The organism is Persicobacter sp. CCB-QB2 (assembly GCF_001274635.1).
In the GTDB taxonomy this organism is placed as follows: domain Bacteria; phylum Bacteroidota; class Bacteroidia; order Cytophagales; family Cyclobacteriaceae; genus Persicobacter; species Persicobacter diffluens.
In genome coordinates this window covers 731,183-755,531 of record NZ_LBGV01000001.1, presented here as the reverse complement: position 1 = coordinate 755,531, position 24,349 = coordinate 731,183, and the positions used below count along the sequence as shown (strand labels likewise).

19 protein-coding genes and 1 pseudogene are annotated in these 24,349 nt (G+C 43.5%); 6 read left to right on the top strand and 14 right to left on the bottom strand.

What is annotated here, in order from left to right; all coding sequences use genetic code 11:
* Positions 1–71: 71 nt before the first annotated feature.
* The 7 genes and pseudogenes from NG22_RS03485 to rsmH form a co-directional block, all read right to left on the bottom strand.
* Entirely contained in the window at positions 72–1,262 is a 1,191-nt protein-coding gene (locus NG22_RS03485; protein WP_053404433.1) for an FtsW/RodA/SpoVE family cell cycle protein, read from the bottom strand.
* Positions 1,263–1,334: 72 nt separating this feature from the next.
* A complete protein-coding gene (murD, locus tag NG22_RS03480; RefSeq protein WP_053404432.1) occupies positions 1,335–2,660 on the bottom strand; it encodes a UDP-N-acetylmuramoyl-L-alanine--D-glutamate ligase in 1,326 nt (441 codons plus the stop codon).
* A 1-nt stretch (position 2,661) separates the two neighbouring features.
* Positions 2,662–3,869 (bottom strand): annotated as a pseudogene (gene mraY / locus NG22_RS03475) (phospho-N-acetylmuramoyl-pentapeptide-transferase).
* 123 nt (positions 3,870–3,992) lie between these two features.
* Positions 3,993–5,441 carry a UDP-N-acetylmuramoyl-L-alanyl-D-glutamate--2,6-diaminopimelate ligase gene (locus NG22_RS03470; RefSeq protein ID WP_053404431.1) on the bottom strand — a complete coding sequence of 483 codons (1,449 nt, stop codon included), beginning with the start codon at positions 5,439–5,441 and terminating at the stop codon, positions 3,993–3,995.
* Positions 5,441–7,555, bottom strand: coding sequence for a penicillin-binding protein (locus tag NG22_RS03465; protein ID WP_367379217.1), 2,115 nt, complete (start codon positions 7,553–7,555; stop codon positions 5,441–5,443). Before NG22_RS03465 ends, NG22_RS03470 begins: the two co-directional genes overlap by 1 nt.
* Entirely contained in the window at positions 7,552–7,959 is a 408-nt protein-coding gene (locus NG22_RS03460; RefSeq protein WP_053404430.1) for an FtsL-like putative cell division protein, read from the bottom strand. The genes NG22_RS03465 and NG22_RS03460 overlap by 4 nt, the downstream gene beginning before the upstream one ends.
* 8 nt (positions 7,960–7,967) lie before the next feature.
* Positions 7,968–8,879 carry a 16S rRNA (cytosine(1402)-N(4))-methyltransferase RsmH gene (gene rsmH / locus NG22_RS03455; protein WP_053404429.1) on the bottom strand — a complete coding sequence of 304 codons (912 nt, stop codon included), beginning with the start codon at positions 8,877–8,879 and terminating at the stop codon, positions 7,968–7,970.
* 519 nt (positions 8,880–9,398) lie between these two features.
* Between rsmH and NG22_RS03450 the strand changes: the two genes are divergently transcribed.
* Positions 9,399–10,625 carry a peroxiredoxin gene (locus NG22_RS03450; RefSeq protein WP_053404428.1) on the top strand — a complete coding sequence of 409 codons (1,227 nt, stop codon included), beginning with the start codon at positions 9,399–9,401 and terminating at the stop codon, positions 10,623–10,625.
* 753 nt (positions 10,626–11,378) lie between these two features.
* On the opposite strand, the gene NG22_RS03440 is transcribed toward NG22_RS03450, so the two are convergent.
* Together NG22_RS03440 and NG22_RS03430 are read right to left on the bottom strand one after the other, a co-directional pair.
* The gene (locus NG22_RS03440) at positions 11,379–12,320 is read right to left on the bottom strand and encodes an NADP-dependent oxidoreductase (RefSeq protein ID WP_053404426.1); all 942 of its coding nucleotides are present in this window, start codon (positions 12,318–12,320) and stop codon (positions 11,379–11,381) included.
* 316 nt (positions 12,321–12,636) lie between these two features.
* A complete protein-coding gene (locus tag NG22_RS03430; protein ID WP_157600844.1) occupies positions 12,637–13,158 on the bottom strand; it encodes a helix-turn-helix domain-containing protein in 522 nt (173 codons plus the stop codon).
* A gap of 219 nt (positions 13,159–13,377) precedes the next feature.
* Here NG22_RS03430 and NG22_RS03425 point away from each other — a divergent pair, with 219 nt between their 5' ends.
* Complete coding sequence (locus tag NG22_RS03425; protein ID WP_157600843.1) at positions 13,378–13,956, top strand: hypothetical protein; 579 nt, start codon at positions 13,378–13,380, stop codon at positions 13,954–13,956.
* Between the two features lie 71 nt (positions 13,957–14,027).
* Here NG22_RS03425 and NG22_RS03420 read toward each other — a convergent pair whose 3' ends face one another.
* The gene (locus NG22_RS03420; protein ID WP_053404422.1) at positions 14,028–15,002 is read right to left on the bottom strand and encodes a polyprenyl synthetase family protein; all 975 of its coding nucleotides are present in this window, start codon (positions 15,000–15,002) and stop codon (positions 14,028–14,030) included.
* A gap of 165 nt (positions 15,003–15,167) precedes the next feature.
* On the opposite strand from NG22_RS03420, the gene NG22_RS03415 reads away from it, so the two are divergent.
* Positions 15,168–16,040 (top strand): S9 family peptidase, encoded by an 873-nt coding sequence (locus NG22_RS03415; protein ID WP_053404421.1) that lies wholly within the window; start codon positions 15,168–15,170, stop codon positions 16,038–16,040.
* 30 nt (positions 16,041–16,070) lie between these two features.
* Here NG22_RS03415 and NG22_RS03410 read toward each other — a convergent pair whose 3' ends face one another.
* The 3 genes from NG22_RS03410 to NG22_RS03400 all read right to left on the bottom strand — a co-directional run bounded on the left by NG22_RS03410 (position 16,071) and on the right by NG22_RS03400 (position 18,747).
* A complete protein-coding gene (locus tag NG22_RS03410; RefSeq protein ID WP_053404420.1) occupies positions 16,071–16,655 on the bottom strand; it encodes an N-acetyltransferase in 585 nt (194 codons plus the stop codon).
* 124 nt (positions 16,656–16,779) lie between these two features.
* A complete protein-coding gene (locus tag NG22_RS03405; protein WP_053404419.1) occupies positions 16,780–17,472 on the bottom strand; it encodes a Crp/Fnr family transcriptional regulator in 693 nt (230 codons plus the stop codon).
* A 183-nt stretch (positions 17,473–17,655) separates the two neighbouring features.
* Positions 17,656–18,747, bottom strand: a complete 1,092-nt coding sequence (locus NG22_RS03400; protein ID WP_216597586.1) for a COX15/CtaA family protein — start codon at positions 18,745–18,747, stop codon at positions 17,656–17,658.
* A 426-nt stretch (positions 18,748–19,173) separates the two neighbouring features.
* On the opposite strand from NG22_RS03400, the gene NG22_RS03395 reads away from it, so the two are divergent.
* The 3 genes from NG22_RS03395 to NG22_RS03385 all read left to right on the top strand — a co-directional run bounded on the left by NG22_RS03395 (position 19,174) and on the right by NG22_RS03385 (position 22,429).
* On the top strand, positions 19,174–20,373 hold the full coding sequence (locus NG22_RS03395) for a saccharopine dehydrogenase family protein (protein WP_053404418.1): 1,200 nt from the start codon (positions 19,174–19,176) through the stop codon (positions 20,371–20,373).
* Positions 20,374–20,436: 63 nt separating this feature from the next.
* Entirely contained in the window at positions 20,437–21,573 is a 1,137-nt protein-coding gene (nspC, locus tag NG22_RS03390) for a carboxynorspermidine decarboxylase (protein ID WP_053404417.1), read from the top strand.
* 127 nt (positions 21,574–21,700) lie between these two features.
* Entirely contained in the window at positions 21,701–22,429 is a 729-nt protein-coding gene (locus tag NG22_RS03385) for a hypothetical protein (RefSeq protein WP_053404416.1), read from the top strand.
* 428 nt (positions 22,430–22,857) lie between these two features.
* Here the strand turns inward: NG22_RS03385 and NG22_RS03380 are convergent, their stop codons facing one another.
* On the bottom strand, positions 22,858–24,321 hold the full coding sequence (locus tag NG22_RS03380) for an aminoacyl-histidine dipeptidase (RefSeq protein ID WP_053404415.1): 1,464 nt from the start codon (positions 24,319–24,321) through the stop codon (positions 22,858–22,860).
* Positions 24,322–24,349: the final 28 nt, after the last annotated feature.

The following is a 24,349-nucleotide window of genomic DNA, read 5'->3' as shown; positions in this document are numbered from 1 at the left end:
AAAAATTTCGCTATTTGGATATAAATCTTTCTTTTATCCCAAAGGTACATTGAAACGATTCCCTTTTTTGACTACCGGAACTTCCTCTTCCTCCACCTCTTCCATATGCGCTTCAAAGTCCGGATTCTTGGATCCGCGGGCCACACTCTGAATAATCCGATCGATGCTCCGACAAACAATAAAGAAGATCCCCCCATACTGATCATGGGCAAAGGCAAACCGGTCACGGGCAAAATCCCAACCGTTACCCCCATATTCACCATGGCCTGCATCACGATCCCGAAGGCAAGGCCTGCCGAAAGCAGCCCTCCAAACGGCTGCTGGGTATAGGCGATCAGGGCAAAAGATCGCCAGAGAAACACCATATAAAAGAGAATAACCAATATTCCACCGGCCAGTCCATACTCTTCCACGATAATGGCAAAAATAAAATCCGAATAAGGGTGAGGTAAGAAGTTTTTCTGTTCACTATTTCCGGGACCCAGGCCCTGAAATCCTGCATTTCCAATGGCAATTAATCCTTGCTTGGATTGATAGGAAAGCGAGGAAATATCATCAATTGAATTCGCAAAACTTTCCAGGCGGGACATCGCTGTCCCCACACGAGAACCCATGAAAGCCCCCGCAACACCCCCTAAAATAACCACAATCAGGCCCGTTAATAACAACTGCTTCATGGGCACACGCCCCACCACCATCAATACGAGGGAGTTTAACATCAAGAGTAATCCTGTGGAAATATCAGATAGCATAATGATTCCACAAGGGATGGAAATGGTGATCACCATTTTAATAAAGGGGAACCAGGAATCTTTAAAACGGTTTTGGTCCTTGGAAATTTGGGTAGCCAGAATAATCATCAAACCCATTTTGGCCAAGTCAGCAGGCTGTAAGGTAAAGCCCAAAATATTTACCCAACGCTGCGCCTGATTCAAAGAAGAACCGTAAAACACCCCAAATACCAAGAAAGCCACGCAAAGGCCATAAATCAGCTTATTGGTTTTGAAAAACCAGCGATAATCAAATTTATGAAAAAGGTACATCATCCCTAATCCCAACATGAACTTGGCTCCATGAGAAATCAGATAATATTCCGTATCCCCATTGAGTTTCTTGAAGGCCAAAGTACCCGTAGCACTATAAACCCCCAGAATACTGAGCAATGTCCAAAAAAGCACACAACCCCAGATATAGTTATCTCCTTCAAGTTTGTAGCTATCCAGGAAAAATAAACGGCGAATTGAATTTTTAAAATTACTCATGTTGGGCTGATGGTTTGATAAGGCTTAAGAAGAAAAATTCTCGACATGAAAAGCGCGCTACCCCTGACTATATTATTTTTTATATTTCAACACCTCGGCTTTAAACAAATCTCCGCGGTGCTCATAACTATTAAATAAATCAAAGCTTGCACAGGCCGGGGAAAGCAAAACTACATCTCCCGCTTCTGCCATAGACCGACAGGCTAGCAGACAATCTGCCACCGAATGTGTATCCGCCAGCGGAAACTTTCCATTATAATAATTTAACAGCTTTTCGTTATCCGCCCCCAGGCACACCAAAGCTTTTACATTGGGCATTAATGGCTCCAGCTCCTGATAATCATTCCCCTTATCTTTGCCCCCGGCCACCCAGACAATGGGCGCCTCAAAACTATCCAGCGCATAACGCACCGCATCCACATTGGTGGCTTTGGAGTCATTATAATACTTTACGCCGTCAATTTCTGCTACAAACTCCAAGCGGTGCTCGACATTTTGGAAAGTTTGCAGGCCATGCACAATCTCCTCCCTGTTAAGCCCGGCATGTTGAGCAAGCAGAATTGCGGCCATCATATTCTGAAAATTGTGCGGGCCTTTCAAGGGCAGGCCCTTCACATTCACCTCAAAATCCGCCATTGGAATCTTCAACCAATCTCCGTCCATGAAGGCTTGATTCATGCCATCCTCTTTCAATCCAAAAGGCAATTGTTGCTTTACCGAAATAGAGGCCAGCCCCTTGCGAATATTGGCATCATTCCCCAGGTAAATCAGGGGATTCATCGCCCCCATATTTTGAGCAATGCGCATTTTTGAGGCAATGTAATCATCCATGGAGTTATGATAACGATCCAAATGGTCCGGTGTAATATTGGTGATGACCGCGGCATCAGCTGCAAAGTCATACATTCCATCCAGCTGAAAACTACTCACCTCTAACACATACCAATCGGCCTCTTCCTCCATTACCTGACGAGCCAGTGAAAAACCCACGTTGCCGGCCAAACCCACCTTTTTACCTGCGGATTTTAACAGGTGATAGGCCAGCATGGTTGTGGTGGTTTTACCATTGGTACCGGTGATAGCCAAAAATCTGGCATTGGAAAATGGATAAGCAAATTCCAGTTCACTTACCACCGGCGTTCCTTGCTGGTGAAACTGCTGAATCAACGGCAGGTGATCCGGAATCCCCGGACTTTTCACCACTATGGTTGCATCCAGTATTCGATCCTCCGTATGCTGCCCCTCTTCAAAAGCAATTTCGGCAGCAATCAATTCTGCTTTCCGGTCTTCTGAAATAGCTCCCCGATCAGAAAGAAAAACTTCGAAACCTTTAGCCTTGGCCAGCAGGGCAGCACCAATGCCGCTTTCACCCCCACCTAAAACAACCACTTTTTTCATACTATCGAACTTTCAAAACAGCCAGTGAAACCAGGGCAAATAAAATCGCCACAATAAAAAAGCGCATCACAATTTTTGCTTCGCGAATCCCTTTCTTTTGGTAATGATGATGCAAGGGAGACATCAGGAAAATCCTTCGGCCTTCCCCGAATTTCTTCTTGGTGTATTTAAAATAACTCACCTGCATGACCACTGACATATTCTCAATCAGAAAGACGGCGCAGATAATCGGGATTAAAAATTCTTTTCTAATCGCAATGGCCAGTACGGCAATAATCCCCCCAATGGCCAGCGAGCCGGTATCGCCCATGAAGACCTGCGCCGGATAGGCATTATACCATAGAAAACCGATACAAGCTCCGGTGAAAGCTGCCAGAAATACTACCAACTCCCCCGAATGCGGTATATACATGATATTCAGGTAATTAGAAAAAATGACATTCCCCGACAGGTAGGCAAAGATGGCCAACGTGGTGGAGGATATGGCCGAGGTTCCCGCGGCGAGCCCATCAATTCCATCGGTAAGGTTAGCACCATTGGATACGGCAGTGATGATAAAGGTAATCACCAAAACGTAAATCAACCATTCGAAACTTTTAGGAAGAAAAGGCAAAAGATCCGAATACTCGATATCATTGCTCTTCACAAAAGGAACAGTGGTTTTGGTAGATTTAATATTTTCATAATTCTCCGTATAGGTAGTCACGGGCTTACCGGCATCATCATAATACTGGCGCACCTGTACATCCGGATGGAAGAAAAGCGTCAATCCGACAATCAGGCCGATGCCCACTTGTCCGACTAGCTTGAAGCGCCCCGCAAGGCCTTCTTTATTTTTGCGAAATACTTTAATATAATCATCCAGAAAGCCGATCAGCCCCAACCATACGGTAGTCACCACCAACAAGATGATGTAAATATTTTCCAGCTTGGCAAAAAGCAGCACCGGAATCAGAACAGAAGAAAGGATGATGATCCCCCCATGGTAGGCGTACCGGCTTTTTCATTCTGACCCTCCAAACCTAAATCACGAACGGTCTCCCCTATTTGTAAAGACCTCAGCTTATCGATAATTCTTTTCCCAAAGGTGATAGAAATCAAAAGGGAAACAAACATGGCGGCTGCCGCACGAAAAGTAATGAAGGAAAACAATCCCGCGCCGACTAAGTCAAATTCACGGTCTAGAAAGTCAAACAAATAATAAAACATGCCGAATAATCGGGTTATAAATCTTTAAATTAATAATTAACGTCAAATGGCTTTGGCCAAGCTTCTCTCAGCAGCCTTTCCGGTGATGTAAATATTCACTGCAAAAGCCGCGAGTCATGGCCATTACACCAAAATTTCCCGGATCACCTCTCGGTCATCGAAATGGTGACGGACGCCCTGAATCTCCTGATAAGTTTCATGGCCCTTTCCGGCCACCAAAATAATATCTTTTTGTTCCGCCAACATATTGGCCGTGCGAATCGCTTCCTTTCGATCCAGAATTTGTAATACCTTGGCGCGCTGAGTAATCTCCAGGCCCTCGGCCATTTCCTGCAAAATAACCTGCGGATCCTCCGAGCGCGGATTATCCGCCGTCAGAATCACTTTATCAGAAAGCTTTGCGGCAATATGGGCCATTTTCGGGCGCTTGGTCTTATCACGATCACCCCCACAGCCAACCACCGTAATCATTTGCTGCCCTTGCTGGCGAATCTCCTGAATGGTTTTCAAAACATTCTCCAGGGCATCGGGTGTATGCGCATAATCCACAATGGCAACTTTTCTCAGGGCATTGGGCACCAACTCAAACCGTCCGGGAGCACCTGTCAGAGCGGAAAGTTCCAGCAGGACATCTTCCTTCGGAATTTCAAAAATACTGGCCACCACATAAGCGACCATCAAATTATAAGCATTAAAAGCGCCAATCAGACGGAAAAATACCGGCTGCCCTTCTACTTCAATCTCGAGGCCATGAAAACCATTACTTACTATTTTGGCAGGAAAATCAGATAGCCCTCTCAGCGCATAGGTATAATGCTTAGCCTTGCAATTTTGCAGCATTACCGGCCCACGTTTATCATCTGCATTTACCAATGCAAAGGCATGTGCCGGCAGCTGATCAAAGAGCATCTTCTTCGCAAAAATATAGTCTTTGAAGGTTTGGTGATAATCTAAATGATCGTGGGTGATATTGGTAAATACGCCCCCATCAAAATCCAAACCGGCAATACGATGTTGATGTATCGCATGAGAGCTCGCTTCCATAAAACAATACTGCACCCCTGCGTCTGCCATCTTCCGCAAGAGCTGATTGATCTGTAAAGCATCCCCGGTTGTATGGGTAGCAGTAATTTCGGCTTCATTGATTTTATTCACTACCGTGCTCAGCATACCAGTGGAGTAAGCCAGGCGGCGGAACAAATCATAAAGCAGGGTCACCGTAGTCGTCTTGCCATTGGTACCGGTAACCCCCACCAATTTTAATTCACGCGAAGGATGACCATAAAAGGCACAAGCCATCAACCCAAGAGCTTTGGAGGCACTCTCCACCTGAAGGTAAGTAATACCGTCCTTTCTTTCCTTGGGCAAATCTTCGCAAACAATGGCCGCCACGCCAGCTTCTTCCGCCATCGGAATAAAACGGTGACCATCTACCTGTGTACCTTTTTGGGCAATAAAAACATCGCCTGCAGACAACTTTCTGGAATCGAACTGAATTTGTCCGACTTCCCGATCCACTGTCCCTATAGTTTTGATGGTGGCAACGTCCACCAATAATTCTTGTAATTTCATTACCAACTAAGTTGAAGTTGAATCTGACTCCCCGGCGACACTTTCTGCCCCGGCGTTCTACTCTGGCTCACCACCCGGCCCTCGCCCTTGAAGGTGACCACATATTTTTGATTTTCCAAAAGGTAAATCGCATCTCGAAGGGTCATGCCCCGAACATCCGGCACACGCCCTTTCACTACCGGATTAGTGCGAAAATGCACCGAATCTTCTATGCGCAGCGAGCGCACCCATTGGCCTGCTCCATCGGACTCATCCACCAAAGGCAATTGGAAATGATCTTCGCAAAGTAGTTTCAGATCAGTCTCCAGGCCAGCGCGAATAACGGGAAACCGGTCATGCTCGGGCATAGCCATCAACTCCAATGGTTGATGAATTTCTAAATCCGTGGCATAAATCTTATCTGCGATCTCCTTGAATACCGGTGCCGCCACATCTGCTCCGTAAAGATTTACCCCTTTGGGGTCATTTAGCACAACGATACAGCTGTACTTTGGATGATCTGCCGGGAAATAACCCGCAAAACTAGTGTAATATTTCCTGACGTAACGCCCTTTTTCTAAAATCCTTGCGGTCCCGGTTTTACCCGCGATACCATAGTGCGCATTGCGAATATTACGCGCAGTCCCTCTGGATACCACCCCTTCTAACATGGATTGTACTTTCTCCAGGGTTTCTTGAGAGCAAATACTTTTACGAATGATCTGCGGCTCATTTTCCTTAATCACCCGCCCCCCTTGCACGATGCGCTGCACCAAATAGGGCCGTACCATCGTCCCCCCATTGGCCACGGCATTGTACAAAGTCAAGGTCTGTAAAGGCGTAATCTGCAATTCATAGCCAATGGACATCCAGGGCAAGGTCGTTCCTGACCAATCCTCATGTCCCGGGGCTTTAAAATAAGGCTCTCCATATCCCACCAACTGGAAGCCCAGGGGATCCATGATGCCCATATCCTCCAGATGACTTATGAAACGCTTTTCATTGATTCCAAACACCCGATCTACCAAACGTGAAATCCCAATATTGGACGAATGCTCAAAGACTTCCTGTATGGTTAAATTACCATAGCCTCCAATCTTGGCATCACGCATGATGGCATTATCCGCATATTGATATTGCCCATCTCCGGTATCAATGGTATCTTCCGGATTTAACTGTTTCTCCTCCAATAATGCAATCATGGATGCCAGTTTAAAGGTAGAGCCAGGCTCCCTTGTACCCTGCTTACCCACGGCATAATTGTAGGATTCGGAGAAACTTCCGTCTGAGTTTTGAGCAAAGTTGGAGATTGCTTTCACCTGCCCGGTGGCCGTTTCCATCACAATGGCACAACCCCATTCAGATTTTGTCTGTTCCAGTCTCCGCTTAAGCGCTGCCTCGGTAACATCCTGAATGTTGACGTCAATGGTGGTTTCAATATCATCTCCGTGCACCGGGGAAATTTCGGTCTCATCATGAATCAGGCGCCAATTCCCTCCAGCCACCTTACGGTAAGTTCCCTCGCCCGGCTTTCCGCTTAAAACTTTGTCGTAGCTTAATTCCAACCCTGCCCCCTGACCATTTTCATTCACATAGCCAATGGTACGCTTAGCCATGGTTTCAAAAGGCAGATAACGGCGTTTAACCGTTTCGAAAATCACACCGCCCCGATATTGCCCTTCACGAAATATCGGCCAGGTTTCCATTTCCTTCCGGCTTAAGTGATTGATATTGGGTTTAGACAAACGCACATATCGCTTGCCCTTTTTGCGGGCATTCACCAACTGCCTTTTATAATCCCACCGGGATCGCTTTTTAAACTTTTTAGCCAACAGTATAGACAGGGAATCTATACCAGCATTAAAAACTTCATTGCTCGCCACCGTAGGATCCATGGCCAGCCCATAAAAAGGCACAGAAGTAGCCAACAGGCTGCCGTTGTCTGAATAAATATTCCCTCTGGTGGCAGGAATTTCCTGATGAATCTGCTGCTCTGATAATTTAATTTTATCCCAGCGATCATCTTCCCACTGCTGAATGGTATAAACCCTGGCAATGATTACGCCCCCAAACAATACCATCAGGAACATCACCATCAGCAGGCGGCGCAATATGGATTGTTTTATATTTTTCACTTCTCTTTCACAATGATTTTAAAGGGTGGCACTTCACTTTCCTCCAAACCCAATTGCTGCACCTTCTTGGCTACTTCCGACTGTTTACTGGAATACATATAGGAATACTTCAGGGTCGTGTACTGCGAACGCAAGTCACGCACTTCCTTTTGCAGCTTGTCAATCTTGCGAGAAGTTTTCTCGGCATAATGACTATTGAAGATATAAACAATCCCCAAAACCATGATCATTAGCCATGGTTTCAGCAACTGCAGATCAATCCCTTTCCGTCCCAGATACGAACGCTCAAAAAGCCGCTCCACCATGGTGAACAAGCCTTTCTTTTTCTTACGCTGCCCTTTGGTGGCTACTCTCGGACGGGAGACTTTAGGTTTGGTTGGGTTTCTAAAAGTATTTTCTCTCATTCAGTAGATTAACGTTTAACAGCAATGCGCAATTTCGCACTGCGGGCACGTGGGTTTTGCTGTACTTCTTCTGCTTCTGCCACTATAGGCTTGCGGTTCACCGGATCCAGAGGTTTAATATCATTCCCAAACAAATCCTTTTCCACCGGCCCATGAAATTTTCCCTTCTGAATAAAATTCTTTACCAACCGATCTTCCAGTGAGTGATAAGACATCACCACCAATCGGCCACCCGGACGTAAAACCTCTGCCGACTGCTCCAAAAATTCTTCCAGCACCTTCAGTTCTTCATTCACCTCAATGCGAATAGCCTGAAAAACCTGAGCAAAATATTTATTCTCCTTACCCCTGGGCGCGAAGTTTTTCAATAAAGTTTTAAATTCTTCTATGGTATCGATAGGCTTAGCCGTACGCTCAGATACAATGGCATTGGCCACCGTTTTGGCATTGCGAACCTCTCCATACATTCCCAGGATTTTATGCAAGTCTGCTGCTTCATATTCATTCACTACTTCCCAGGCGGAAAGCTCCTGCGACTGATTCATCCGCATATCCAGTCGTGCATCAAAACGGGTAGAGAAGCCACGGCTGGGCTCATCAATTTGGTGAGAAGAAATCCCCAAATCAGCCAGGATAGCATCCACCTGACCATTTACCCGGTACATTTTCAGGTAGCGCACCAAATGGCGGAAGTTAGCCGGAATAAAATTAAAGCCATCATGCTCGATTTCCGCTGCATTTTTTGCGGCATCATCATCCTGATCAAAAGAGAACAGCTTACCCCCGTTAATACTTTTTAAAATTTCCTTGCTATGGCCTCCGCCACCAAAAGTAACGTCCACATAATTCCCTTGTGGATCGATCTCCATCGCCTCCACACATTCCTTTAGCATTACCGGTAAATGGTATTGTTCACTCATTTTTTACTCCTCAAATAAAACTTCCCGATCACGGGCCTATTACAACCCTCAAATCTAAGATTTATCAGGCAGTAGAACGCATTTTTGCACAACAATTTGCCAATTTGTGTTTATTTTTCCCACCAAGCGGCAAAGCGAGTGGTTTAAGTATTAACAATATCCCACTAATGGGAATAACGCCTATTTTTTCACGGCTTTGGCATCAATCATTTTGCATTACATCCCTGGAAAGGCCGAATTCATTCCTAATTCGCGACTATAGCGGCATCATATTTAAAAAAAGGTCAAGATCATTTCAAGCTTAGCTTAACCAATAGCCTATCATTACACCCTAAAAATTCACTGAGATTAGCTTGTTAAATCCGTAAGTGAATAATTCGGTTTAAACCTACCACCGAAAGGCACCAGCACTTTCATTGAGGCAATGAGATACCCCTGAAATTTACCGGCAATGAAAATAGGATGCGAGAGTTGAAATATTTTTTTTATTATCTTTCCGCAAAATAAACGCACAATTGCATGAAAAACTTTTTCTACTTTTTTGTCATCGGACTCCTTTTTACAGCCTGTGAAGGCAAACAGGATAATGCGCCTGACAAAATCCCTTTTGGAAATTACCGTGGAATTATTCAAAGCCAGCATAAGACCTTTCCTTTCCAGTTTGCTTTGGAAAAAGAAGGAAAAAAGAAGGTTGCATACCTGATTAACGGCAAGGAACGCTTACCTATTCATGATTTTTATTTATCAGATGACTCCCTTCACCTTCCCATGCACATATTTGAAGCGAGTATTTCTGCCAAATGGAAATACGGAGAGCTGGTGGGAGAATTCAATAAGGAGTATGTCAAAAATTACATCCTCCCTTTCAAGGCATTTCCTCACCAAACCTACCGATTTGACCCCGCAGTGAGTAAAGAAAAGCAAACAGGCGCCAGCTTTGCCGGAAAATGGAAAACCCATTTTGCCCATAAGCCGGATTCCGTATATGCTATGGCCATTTTTGAGCAGGAAGGAGATTATTTGGAAGGTACTTTCCGCACTACCACCGGTGACTACCGTTTTCTTTCCGGTAATGTAGTAGGAGATTCCCTTTACCTGTCCGCTTTTGATGGAGAACACTTATATCTTTTTGAAGCAGCCAAAAATGGCGATCAGATTGAGGGGGACTTTTGGTCAGGAAAAGGGTTCCATACTCAGTGGACAGCAGTAAAGGATGAAAACTTTGAATTACCCAATGCCTATGAAATGACCTATCTGAAAAATCCGGAAGACGAATTTGATTTCTCCTTCCCGGATTTAAAAGGCAAGCAGGTTACCTTCTCCACTGATGAGCGATTCAATGGCAAGCCGACCATCGTTCAAATTTTTGGAACCTGGTGTCCAAACTGTATGGATGAAACGGCTTTTATGGCTGACTGGTATGCGAAAAATAAAAAAAGAGGGATTGAGATCGTAGGCCTTTCCTTTGAGCGCAATGATGATTTTGAACATTCAAAAAAACGCGTGGAGAAAGTCATAAAAAAATACAAGGTGGGCTACCCGTTTTTAATTGCTGGTGATAAGAAAAATGCTTCCGCAGCCTTACCAATGCTGAATAAGGTGATGTCTTTCCCCACTACTATTTTCATAGATAAGCAGGGAGTAGTCACCAAAATCCATACAGGTTTCAACGGACCGAGTACGGGAGCGTATTATGAAGAATTCATTCGGGATTTTAATGAAACCGTAGATGAGTTATTGAAATAAGGAATATTTTTAATAGAACGAAAAAAGCCTTCGAATCATTCGGAGGCTTTTTTATTTTTCCCTGCTCACTCACAACCCGTTCAAGCTCATGAATCACCATTTTAGCAAACCGAATAATACCCCACCGAGTACAAGAAGTCGCGCAAAAAGACTTTTTAATAGGATCTCTGGCGGTAATTTTTAAACGCCAAAATTTGGCTTAGCTTGCTTTCCCCTCATTCGGCTGGTGCCCTGAAAAAAAACAGAATTGGTAAAACACCTTCATTTTCCGCCCTGGCAGCTAAACGAGGATTTAAGCATAATTATCATCCGGCTCAGGGATTTTTCATAAGAGCCGGATCAGCCATTCAACACCTTATCTATAATCATCAATCGTTTCTTTTCATTTTTTCTTGATAAAAAACGAAACAAAAAAATCAAGGGTGTGATCAATGTCGGCGGGACAACGAACCTGCTGACGGAATCCATCAAGGCGACATTTGGAGAGTGCAGGAGATTGGTGAAAAATTGCTAAAATATCGCTGTGATGCTTTCTGGTCGCCAGCAGAACCTTTGGCTACCCGCCCATTGAACAAGGCCGGACTATTGATGTGAAAGATTTTATACCATAAAGTCAATACTGTAAAAGATAGTTATCTAACTCATAAACAAGCGCTAAAATCAAACCGACCCTCATTGGGAACCAGCTCATTCCTATAATTTGCCCACTTATAGTTTTATAAAAAATCCGTAAAATCCGGCTTAAAAGGTATTTTATAAACGAACAATAACTTTCCCCACTACCCGGCCCTTTTCAACCTCTTCATGGGCCAGGGGCAAATCTTCAAAAGAAAAAATTTTATACACCTGAGGCTTCAATGTCCCCTTCGCTAAGAGATTCGCTAAATGCCGCATATCCTCCCCACTGGAGGTCACTAAAATGGAGCCCAGGCTCACTTGCCGATTGTCTGCCGCAGACTGTAAACCAAAAGAAAATTCACTTTGCGGCAGGCAGATGATTTCCCCTCCTTTACGCATCACCTTAATGGAATTCTCCAATACCTTTCCACCGATACCATCCAACACAAAATCAATATCGGTAAGCTCTACTTCAAAATGATGGGACTGATAATCAATGGCGCAATCGGCTCCCATTTCCAAAACAAAATCCTGATTAGCTCCCGAGGCGGTAGTTGCTACCCAGGCGCCTAAGGTCTTAGCGATTTGAATAGCAAAATGCCCAACTCCCCCGGAACCCGCCTGAATCAACACCCGATCGTCGGATTTTATCCGCCCAGCCAAAACTTGCCAGGCAGTGAGGGCGGCCAGGGTGGTCGCTGCGGCTTCTTCAAAAGAAATATTAGCAGGTATTTTGGCTAAATGAGCCGCGGGCGCAGCAACCATTTCGGCATAAGCATTTCCCCGACCGGGAAAATTCACCATACCAAAAACTTCATCTCCTATTTGAAAATCAGACACCGCTGCCCCTACCTGCTTCACCACACCTGCTATGTCCCAGCCCAGGATTACTGGGCGTTCCGATCCACAGAGCTGCTCCAGACCTCTTTCTGATCCCCGAACTTTAACATCTGCCGGATTAATGGAAATCGCTTTCACGGCCACCAGCACTTCCTCCGCCGAAATTTCCGGAACCGGAACATCCTGCAAGTACAATTGCCCGGCATCACCGGCTTCCATTAAGAGATAAGCTTTCATATTGGATTTATTTCAGACTGTCAAATAATTCAGGGGGAAAATGAGCTTCCCTGCTTTTGAAAGTAGCCAATGAGAAAAATTGTTTGGCCACGTCTCCGGGTAAATTTATTTTTTGACATTGAAATGATTTGTGAGCAAACGCAACAACCTAAGGCGAACCCCATACAGACAGTGGAATGGATTAGAAATAAAAAAGTGAAAGAAAATGAAAAGGCCTTCAAGAAAATTTACTGGAAATACTGTCTTTTTTTTTAAAGAAAAAGCCGGGAATTAAAAAACAACCCCGATGTAATGCCCCGAAGGGAATTAAAAAGGCTCAGGCCGAAAATTGCAGAAATTCCGGTGCCGGCTGGCTGGGCAAAAAACCTAGCGGGGGAGCAAATTGAGGAAACAAAGGGAGGCTAATTTGCAGAAGAAAGGTAGAGGCCTCACATCGTCCGGCAGAGCGATAAAAACCCAGCAAGCCGACCATAAAATCATAATAGGCCTCATTAAAAACTTTTTGAAAACCTGTCATATAATAGCATGACCTGATAATCGACAGGTTAACCGGCATGCAGGTAGAATAGTCATTGATGGAAGAAGGCCAGTCAGTTATGGCCCGCTGAAATAAAGAATGTTGAAATTTTGAATTAATTGGCCAAGCCCATAGCCTTAAGCGCATCCCCATAGCTGCACAAACTTTCCTGGCTTTGGTCAAAAGATGTGCATAAGCCGGATCATAACCAGCCTGTGTGCTATTTCTTTGAACCTCCCTACTAATCGTAGAACGATGCACCCCCAACTGAACCGCTATTTGACTAAGGAATGCCCGGCCATAAGGCTGAGACCAATATATTCACGATGGGTAAGCGTAAGCTGCATAAATAGGAAAGAAAATTCACTAAACATTGTTAGCAGGAGCCTTCACCTGAAAATTTCAAGCCATGTAATAAAAGGTAAAAAACCATCTCGATTTTCATGAAATCTCCCCTCAATTCCTACATGCTAAAAAAACACAAAACAGAACAAGCTTCCACTGTGGTGCTTTTGCTTTTAGGTGATTGTAAAAAAAGTGATGATGGAAAACATAGATCAATTAATGGCCGCATTGGAGGAAAACTTTCATCCGAGAAAATTTTCGGTTTGGGCGGAAAATGCGGAAGAAGCGCAATTTTTTTTAAACCGATGGGACAAACAACTACAGCGTTTCAAAGCGGAAACCACGGTAAAGGCTTACAAGATCAATGATCAACAAGAGCGGAATTTTGCGGCTTATTATAACCAGCAAATCGGCAGGAACCTCGCGGAAAGTCATAAGGACCCCTCCAGCACTCACCCCGGCGTATACCATCATTATCAAAAACAGTACGCAGAAGGCATATACAAGGAAGCCTCCAACAGGCTTAAACGCTTTAACCTATTATCCGAAAAAATTTCCCCGCTTCAATTAAGTTTACAAATGGTGCACGCCCTAGTAGACCAGCTGGCCGAGGCTGGCATTATCAAATATTGTGAATGGCTGGCACAAGGCCATCTGGGCTTACATGAATACCATTTTCGGGGTAAAGTTTATACCGCTACTGCCCCACCCATGAAAAAAGTGGAAGAAAAGCCCTCATCACCAAACAAAAGGGACCAAAACCAATCCGCATAAAAAAACCGAAACAAACATACTTCGGTTTTTCTGTCATAGCGCTGTAAAGCGCACGAAAAAGATTTTTCGGATTATTTTTTTCTCAAAATGGTAAACTCCACCAACTGCTGCAAAGAGGTTCTGTATTCAGATTCCGGGAGATCTGAAAGCATCGAAAGGGCTTCCTGATAGAAAGTTTCCATTTTCTGCTGTGCGTAGTCGAGTCCGCCGGAATTAATCACAAAATCAATTACGGCCTGAACTTCTTTTGGGTCATCCGTCTTGTTTTTGATTTTATTGATGATTTTTCTGCGTGTGGACCAATCCGCATTGCGCAAGGCGTAAATCAGAGGCAAGGTCATTTTCTTTTCTTTGATGTCGATACCTCGAGGTTTACCGATCTCATCTTTTCCAAAATCAAAAAGATCATCCTTGATCTGAAAGGCCATCCCGACTTTCTCCCCAAAAATCTTCATCTGAGCGATCAATTCCTCATTGGCTCCGGTACTGGCAGCGCCCACCCCACAACAGGCCGCAATCAGAGAGGCTGTCTTTTGGCGAATCACTTCATAATACACCTCCTCGGTAATGTCCAGCTTGCGGGCTTTTTCCATTTGCAAAAGCTCGCCCTCACTCATTTCTTTCACGGCTGTACTGACAATCTTCAGGAGACTGAAATCCCCATTGTCCACTGCCAGAAGCAAACCCCGAGAAAGTAAATAATCCCCCACCAAAACTGCTACTTTGTTTTTCCAAAGGGCATTGATGGAGAAAAATCCACGACGATAGTTGGCATCATCCACGACATCATCATGCACTAGTGTAGCCGTATGCAAAAGCTCAATCAAAGCAGCCCCGCGGTGAGTAGACTCCTCAATTTTCCCCACAGCACCAGCAACCAGAAACACGAACATGGGACGCATTTGCTTACCCTTGCTCCTGATAATGTAATTCGTTATTTTATCCAATAACAGCACCTTTGTCTTCATCGACTTTCGAAAATTTTCTTCGAAAGCTTTCATGTCTCCAACAATGGGCTGCTGAATTTCTTTTAATGTCAACTTCATAAAAAACGCGCTTCACAAAATAACCTTCAACACTGATAGAAGTTTACAGCAATTTTTACTGAACAACCTCAAAATAATGCTAATGCTTTGTGGAGTTATTATTTCTTCTTAAATCAAGAAATAAAAATACTGCATTTCCAACGATATAAAAATTAAAAGACAAATATGAAGTCACTTCTTGCGGATTCCACCTTGGTTTTCAAAGATGATATTCGATTGAAATCCACTCATAGTGAAAAATTTAACGTACTGGATTACCGCTATCAAAAGAATAATGAAAAAAAACCAATCATCCTTTTTTTACATGGATTTAAGGGATTCAAAGATTGGGGGCACTTTAACGCCATTGCCCAGGACTTTGCCCACAGAAATTTCATTTTCATTAAAGTAAATATATCCCATAACGGCACCTCCCCGGAGCATCCCCTTGATTTTGTAGACCTGGAGGCTTTTGGTAAAAATACGCTCAGTAAAGAACAAAAAGATTTCCGACAGGCGGTGGATTGGATTTTTTCAGAAGAAAATGATATTCCTGTTGATGAAATGGATTTAAATAGATTTTACATCATGGGACACAGTCGCGGAGGCGGAGGAGTCATCAATTATGCGGTGAGTGATGGCCGTGTGAAAGGGGTTTCCGCCTGGGCTCCGGTGCATGATTATGCTGCCAAATGGACGGAGGAAGGTAAAAAATACTGGAAGCAGATGGGGACCATTTATGTACTCAATGGCCGAACCAAGCAGAACATGCCTTTGGGCTTTGAAACGGTAGAAGATTATTTCGCGCATCAAAAAGCCCTGGAAGTACTGCCTAATGCCCTGCGGTGTGAGGTTCCGATCTTAGTTTTACATGGAGATGATGATGCCACTTTAGCGGTGGAACATGTACAGCAATTCAAATTTACTCACCCTGCGAGTAGAATTCATGTGATTCCCGGGGCGAATCATGTATTCAATGGAAAACATCCCTGGGAAGGTGATGCTTTACCCAAAGAGACCTTAGAGGCGATAGAAGAGACGATAAAGATTTTTGAATAGGAATTTATCAAAATGAAAGGAGCGCCAGAATCATGAATCCAGAGAACAGTGCTCCTTTTTTTCATTTGCGGCTTTCATTATATATAAGGGAAAACCTGTATTCATTTTCTGGATAACTTCAAAACCAAAACGTTTGTATAAGGGCAAATTTCTAGGTACGGAAGTTTCTAAAAAAACAGGTAATGCCTCTAGATTTTCAGCAAATAATTTTTGTATCAAAGCGGCCCCCTCCCCCTTCCCCTGATAGTTTGGCGCAACCCCAATAAACCACAAATGCCAATAAGCCGATTTGGGATGTAAACTTTTAATAAGAATTTCCCGCTTCAAAACAGGATATATTCTTTTCCAGCCCAACACCTGAAAGGCAAAAACCAAATCAAGTTTAAGCTGTTGGAACCAGGGAATTTTTTGGCGGGAGTGCAAAGCTAAAAGTACGGCCGTTCCCTCCTCGTTTGTTATCACCTTCCCCCGCTTTTCGCAAAGCTTAAGCGAATATTCCATTAAACACTCCAAACGTTCTCTGGCTCCACTTCCCTCACCCACCACTAAATCAATGCTGGGATTTCCTTCGAAAGCGTCGGACAAAACCTTTACAAGTTGATGACGATCAACCATTATCAATATCTTTAAAGTTATTTTCTCCCAAAAATATAATTCCCTTTCCGCTAAAAAGAAAAACAGGTCAGTTAAAGCAAAAAAAAACGACCCGAAGGCCGTTCTAACTGATTATTTATCAATATCAAATCGATTCTGATTGTTTTAATTGCTCCACATCCCGGATCAAGATCCTTCGGCGATCAAAATTAATTAAATTCTTCTCCTTCAATTCATTTAAAATCGTGGTCACCGTTTGTCTGGAGGTGCCAGTTAGCTTGGCGATATCTTTATGAGTAAAATGATTTTTGATCATGGTTTCAAATCCCACTTTCTGCCCGCGCTCCTCTGCCAGGTCCAATAAGAATTCCACAATTCTGGTACGGGCATCTTTAAAGACCAACGCATCAATCCGACGCTCCAACTTCCTCAAACGCAAACCGATCAATTTGATCATCTGCAAATTAAGAGGCTGGTTATCCTTCATCATTTCGCGCAGATCATCCAGACTCATTTTACACAACTGGGTCTTATTGTCCATTGCCTGAGCGAAATCTTCCCGAACCAGCTCCCCGGCCAATCCCATTTCGCCAAACAATTCTCCCGGCCCCAAAATCGCACGCACGATTTCCTTACCATCATCGGTATAGCCTCCAATTTTTACACGACCACTTGCGATCAAAAAAATCTGGTCTGAAGGATCATCCTCCAGATAAATAAACTCATCTTTCCCGTACTCATTCAAGCTGTGTTTCTCTCCCATCATTGCCGACTTGCGCGGGCATAGAATATTAAAAAGATCCACTTCTTCAAAGTACCATAGCTGACGATCTGCCATTTTTTATTTTATTGATTACTTTTACTTACATAACCATTCAAAAGCAAAGTTGTCTTTTGAATCCTAGTTCGATTATCCTAACGGATGTTTTATAAGGAAGGACGAAATTTCATAAACAAAATTTGTCACAACAATTGTCATTTTTTCTCACAAAAAGATCAACACACCTTACATAACTGATAACTATACCTTTAGCGTACTCACCCTTTCAGCCTGCACTATTTTTTCTCGTACCTGCACCGGACTTCTCAAACTGAAAAGTGCATAAACTGCCGATAACAAAACAAAAACCGCCATCGCCTGGTGGATCACCCCCAAGCTCACCGGCACATTATATATTAATGTAAATATGCCCAGCGTAACTTGTACCAGCACAAAAGCCAACATCACATAAATGCCATATTTCTGCTGATTACGCAATTGATCTGTACGAAAAGCATAACCGCCCAATACCATCGCGATTACCAATAAAGCCATCCCCAACCAACGGTGGATAAACTGTACACCAGCCAGTCCTTCAAAAAAATTCTTAATCCAGGGGCTCATGGCCGTCACTGATTCAGCTATCCAGACATCCCCCATTTTTGGGAAAGTATTATAAACATGCCCGGCCTTCAGGCCTGCTACAAAGGCCCCGTAAACCAATTGCAAAACTATTAAACCAATAAATCCACCTACCAGTGCATAAGCTTTCAATTGATTGCTTAGCACCAGACTCTTTTTATAATCATGGAATCGGACTTGAAGGGCTGTCCAAAACGTTACCACCATCGTGAGTAGCGCTAACATCAGGTGGGCTGCAAGGCGATAATGGGAAACATAAGGTTTATCCACCAATCCGGATTTTACCATATACCAGCCCAGTAATCCCTGCGCACCTCCAAGGGCTAAGATGAGCAAACATCGTTTCAGTAATCCGTTTTTCAACTGCCCCATAAAAGCAAATGCCACAAAGGGAAAGAAGAAAACCATACCGATCAGTCGGCCTAAAAGCCGGTGAATGTACTCCCACCAGAAAATGGATTTAAAATCCTCTAATTCAAAATGGTAATTTAATTTTTGAAATTCCGGTGACTGTTTGTATTTGGAAAACTCTACCTGCCATGCCGTATCGCTCATGGGAGGCAACATTCCCGTTACCGGACGCCAATCGGTCATCGACAAACCGGATTGTGTCAGCCTGGTGATACCACCAATCACCACCATGGTGAAAATCAAAACACATCCGGCTAACAGCCAATAGTAAACTCCTTTAGAATATGTAGTCTGCATCATAGTGATTAGGGTTTGATTGATAGCGCCTGATCTAAAAAATGCTTTGTGCAGTCGCTTTAGCTTTCATCCATTCAACTAAAAATAAACTTAAAGGCATATGTCGGGGATAAAATGGCCGGGTCTTCATATAATCCAAACCTCCCCACATTCCATTAAGTTCTTTTTACGCTTTATTCTTCATTAAATTTCTTTAAGAAGGACATGAAATTTAGTCGTCAAACCAAATGTAGGCGAAAAAAAGTGATTTCCATCAGGAATTATATCTTTATTCAAGCCTATAAACAATAAATATTGTCCCTTACTATTATTCTATATCACCTTTTTTTGAACTTTGTGAATTTTTCATTAAGGATTCACTTGCAAATCGACGCTTTATCTTATATTGCGCCCAAAATATTTATAGTTCTTTAAAATCCTAATCACCATATGTCTAGAGTACTTATTATTGGTGCAGGAGGCGTGGGCAACGTTGTTGCTAAGAAATGCGCTATGCTTCCGGAGGTTTTCAGTGAGATTATGCTCGCTAGCCGTACAAAGTCTAAATGTGACAAAATCGCTTCAGAGATTAAAGACCGAACGATTCACACCGCACAGGTAGACGCCGATAACGTACCTGAACTTGTTGCCTTGATCAATGAGTTTAAACCAGCAATGGTTATTAATGTGGCACTTCCTTATCAGGATTTGACCATCATGGATGCCTGCCTGGAAACGGGCGTGCATTATCTGGACACCGCCAACTATGAGCCAAAAGATGTGGCCAAGTTTGAATACAGCTGGCAGTGGGCCTATATGGATCGTTTCAAAGAAAAAGGCTTGATGGCTTTATTGGGTTGTGGTTTTGATCCGGGAGTTACCGGAGTTTATACCGCCTATGCCGCTAAGCATCATTTTGATGAAATGCATTATTTGGACATTGTAGACTGTAATGCCGGTGATCACGGAAAGGCTTTCGCTACCAATTTCAATCCGGAGATTAACATTCGGGAGATTACACAGAATGGTCGATTTTATGAAAATGGAGATTGGGTAGAAACCAAGCCATTGGAATTCCATAAGCCTATTGACTATCCAAACATTGGAGCGCGTGAATCCTATTTGTTATACCACGAGGAGCTGGAATCATTGGTGAAAAATTTCCCAAGCATTAAACGTGCTCGCTTCTGGATGACTTTCGGCCAGGAATACATTAAACACCTGGAGGTGCTACAAAATGTAGGAATGACTTCTATCGAGCCCATTAAATTCCAGGGCCAGGAGATTATTCCACTGGAATTTTTGAAAGCATTGTTACCGGAGCCTTCCTCTTTAGGGGAAAATTATGAAGGAGAGACTTCTATCGGTTGCCAGATTAAGGGCGTAAAAGATGGTAAGGACCAAACTTACTATGTATGGAACAACTGCTCTCATCAGGCGGCTTATGATGAAACCGGCGGACAAGGCGTAGCGTACACCACGGGCGTTCCTGCCATGATTGGCGCCATGATGATGCTCACCGGAAAATGGAATAAAGCCGGGGTTTACAATGTGGAAGAGTTTGATCCGGATCCGTTCATGGAGCAGTTAAACATCCACGGTTTACCATGGCATGAGAAAGTAGGCCTAGAATTGCCTCACGAGTATTAATATTAAAACATTTCTAAAAAGGGCAGGCGCAGGCTTCGCCCTTTTTTTGGCTAAAAACTAGCAATGGAAAATATTTTGGACCAAATACCTTCTCCATGTTTTGTGCTGGAAGAAGTGAAACTACGGGAAAACCTCCGGATCATTCGCCATATTATGGATCAAGCGGATGTAGAATTTATTGTGGCCTTTAAGGGCTACGCCATGTGGAGCAGTTTTCCAATTCTTCGGGAATATATCAATACCTCCACGGCCAGCTCACTGCATGAAGCCAGACTTTGTTTCGAAGAAATGAAAAACAAAGCGCATACCTATGCGCCCGCTTATTCCCCTTTTGAAATTGAAGAAATTCTTTCCTACTCTTCTCATATTACCTTTAATTCTTTAAGTCAATGGGAAAGGTTTAAAAAACAAAGCCTGGCAGCTGGGGTATCTCCCGGACTGCGGGTAAATCCGGAATATTCCGAGATTGAAACAGATTTATATAATCCGGCTTCCCCTACCAGCCGACTGGGCATGCAAGCCAAGCATTTAGCAGATGGTCTGCCGGAAGGCATTAAAGGCTTACATTTTCATGCGCTTTGCGAAAATAACAGCTTCACCACCGAGAAGGTGATCGCTGCCTTTGAAGCAAAATATGGGCATTTTTTTAACCAACTGGAATGGGTGAATTTTGGAGGTGGTCATCTGGTAACAAAAAAAGACTACGATCATGCCCATTTAATCCGGGTGCTGAAAAATTTCCGGGCCAAATATCCAAAATTGAAAGTCTATCTGGAACCGGGAAGTGCCTTTGGCTGGGAGACCGGATTTCTAAAATCCACGGTCATGGATGTGGTTGAAAACGGCGGCTTTGAAAACCTGATCATGGATGTTTCCTTTACTGCCCATATGCCGGACTGCCTGGAGATGCCTTATCGCCCGGCCATCAGAAATGCCCATGAGGACAATAGCGGAAAATTCCATTACCGTATTGGGGGAGGCAGTTGCCTGGCCGGAGACTTTATGGAAGAATATGGTTTTGACCAAAAAATGGCCATTGGGGACACCCTCATTTTCGAAGATATGATTCATTATACCATGGTGAAAACGACCACTTTCAATGGCGTGCAGCATCCATCCATTGGAATGATCGACCGAAATGGACAGTTTCAGCTGATCCGGAAATTTGGTTATGATGATTATAAAAATCGACTTTCCTAATTCCCGATCGTCTAATCATTTTCATGTGAATATTCGCCTGACAGATTGTCTGTTGGGCGTTTTTTTATACATTTGTTAACAGTAAATCCTGAATGCCTTCACATAACCTACATAAATTTAAGATCAAATGAAAAAACTAATTTGCTATCTAGTTTTATGTGTATGCCTGGCGACTCAGGCTTTTGCCAGTGGTTTAGAAGAGGGAATTTATCTAAGCTTTGAGGATTTTCAGCATAACCGCCCGGAGATTTCGCTCAATGCCCTGAGCTCGGAGAGCCAACAACTCCTTGCCATCCAAACCAATAATCCCATGATGAAAATCGACAATTTGGTTTTAGGGCAACAAGCGCCCTTTGAACCCATTGATTTAAATACCATTTGGGGACTTACTATTGGAGACCGCACCTATATCGTAAGCAAAGAACACAGCAGAACTTCCGGTAAAAATGCCATGCTGTATCTATGTAAATTATACCATATGGAAAGCCAATTGATGGCCTATACCATGTCGCTAAAGCCAAGAGGAAAAAAATCCGCAGGCGGCTATGGAGGCCCTTCTGTTTCCTTTGGTGTGGGCGCTTTTGGGCCGGGAATGGCTGGAGGAATTTCCACTGGAGGACGACCAATGGGCTCCGCTGTTGAGCCAAGTTATCACGACATTAAAAAAGTCGAATATTGCCTAGATATGAACACTGGGGATATTTTTAATAAAAGTGAGTCGCCCAAAAAACTCATCAAAAGAATGAAAGCAATTGATCCTTCTTTGCAAGACAAAAGAATCAATAAAGGCAACCTGGATTTCTATCTAAATATTTTTAAGGAAAATAATCCGTTTGCCTTCTCTAAGCATCTTTAAAATATTTCAATTAACTAATCAACCTTTAAAGACCCTCTATCAACAGAGGGTCTTTTTTTATGCTCCCAAAAATGCACTTAAGCTGAATTTTATTGGCTTAAATACTCCACTAACTGCAATGCAGGAAAAATAAATGAATTTCTCCTATTTTGAGTTTTTCCAACAAAGCAGATGAATGAGAAAAAAGCAATAGCACTCAAATTCGGGCTAATAACAAATCATCAAACACACCCTTATCGAATTGAAACTAACCATTTAAGATACCCTCCTGAATCTGTCAGTGAATAATTCGGGAAAAAGTAAGATCTCTTGTTAGAATTATTGAATCTGGCGATCCATCATTCGGCTTATGTTAAGTGCAAATTTAATAGGCAAAAAAAAAGCACCACAACGAAGTGATGCTTCTCTATTTTTTGTCAGCTAAAGTATTATCCTTTTGCCGGAATATTTTTTAGAATCTCTAATAAATAATCCCAGAAACGGGTCACCGTAGCAATTTCCACCATCTCATCCGGAGAGTGAGGATTTTTAATGGTAGGTCCAAAAGAAACCATATCCATCCCGGGATAAGCTTCTCCAATGATGCCACATTCCAAGCCAGCATGTACCGCATTTACGGTTGGATCATAACCAAATTGGGCCTTGAAAAGCGTCTCCATTTCTTTCAATACCGGAGAAGCGGGGTTCGGTGCCCAGCCTGGGTAAGAACCACTGTGTGTCACTTTACAATCCAGCAAACGGAAAGGTGCACCTACTGAACGGGCCACATCATCTTTCCCACTGTCCACGGAAGAACGCTGTAGCGTCAGCACTTCTAACTCCCCATTTCTGGCCGAAACTCTGGCCAGGTTAGTTGAAGTCTCCACCAGGCCTTCGATATCATTACTCATGCGAATAACGCCATTTGGACAGGCCTGAATCGCGTTGATGAACTGTTTTTGGAACTCTAATTCCATTACGGGCCCACTGGCTGTCACTTCCTCCAGCACAACCTGAATACCACCATCAGCTTTAGCATATTCTGCCTGGAAAATCCCCTCCTGCTCTTTTACATGCGCTTCAAAAGCGGTAGCCTTATTCGCCAACACCGCAACCACTGCGAATGATTCTCTTGGGATAGCATTTCTTAGGCTACCTCCATCAATTTCGTGAATGCGCAAACCATAAGAGCCATGGGTAAACCACAAAATACGGTTCATCAATTTATTGGCATTCGCCCGGCCCAGATGAATTTCACCTCCTGAATGGCCTCCCTTTAGGCCTTTCAAAGAGATTTTGTAAGTTTTATAACCTACCGGTAATTGCTCCTGAGTGTATGATTTGGTCGCTGTGGTATCTACGCCACCGGCACAGCCAATGGTCAACTCTCCTTCATCTTCCGTATCTAGGTTCAGCAAAATTTCTGCCTGCAACAAGCCGCCTTCCAGTCCAAAAGCCCCAGTCATGCCCGTCTCTTCATCTACGGTAAACAAACACTCAATGGGTCCGTGTTCCAGGGTATTATCCTCTAGCACCGACATCATTGCCGCCACTCCAATGCCATTGTCTGCTCCCAAAGTAGTGCCCTTTGCCTTTACCCATTCGCCATCGATAAATGACTTAATGCCTTCACTATCAAAATCGAAGTCGGTATCTGCATTTTTTTGGTGCACCATATCAATATGCGACTGAAGCACCACTGTTTTTCGGTTTTCATATCCTGCCGTAGCAGGTTTACGCATAATGATATTCCCTATTTTATCCTGAATGGTCTCTATGCCATGTTGCTTTCCAAAGTCAAGCAAAAATGCAATTACACGCTCTTCCTTCTTAGAGGGGCGGGGTACCGCATTCAGTGCTTCAAAATTACTCCAGAGCATTTTTGGCTCCAGATTCATTACATCCTGATTCATAACTTTGTGTTTATGTCGTCCAATTGCG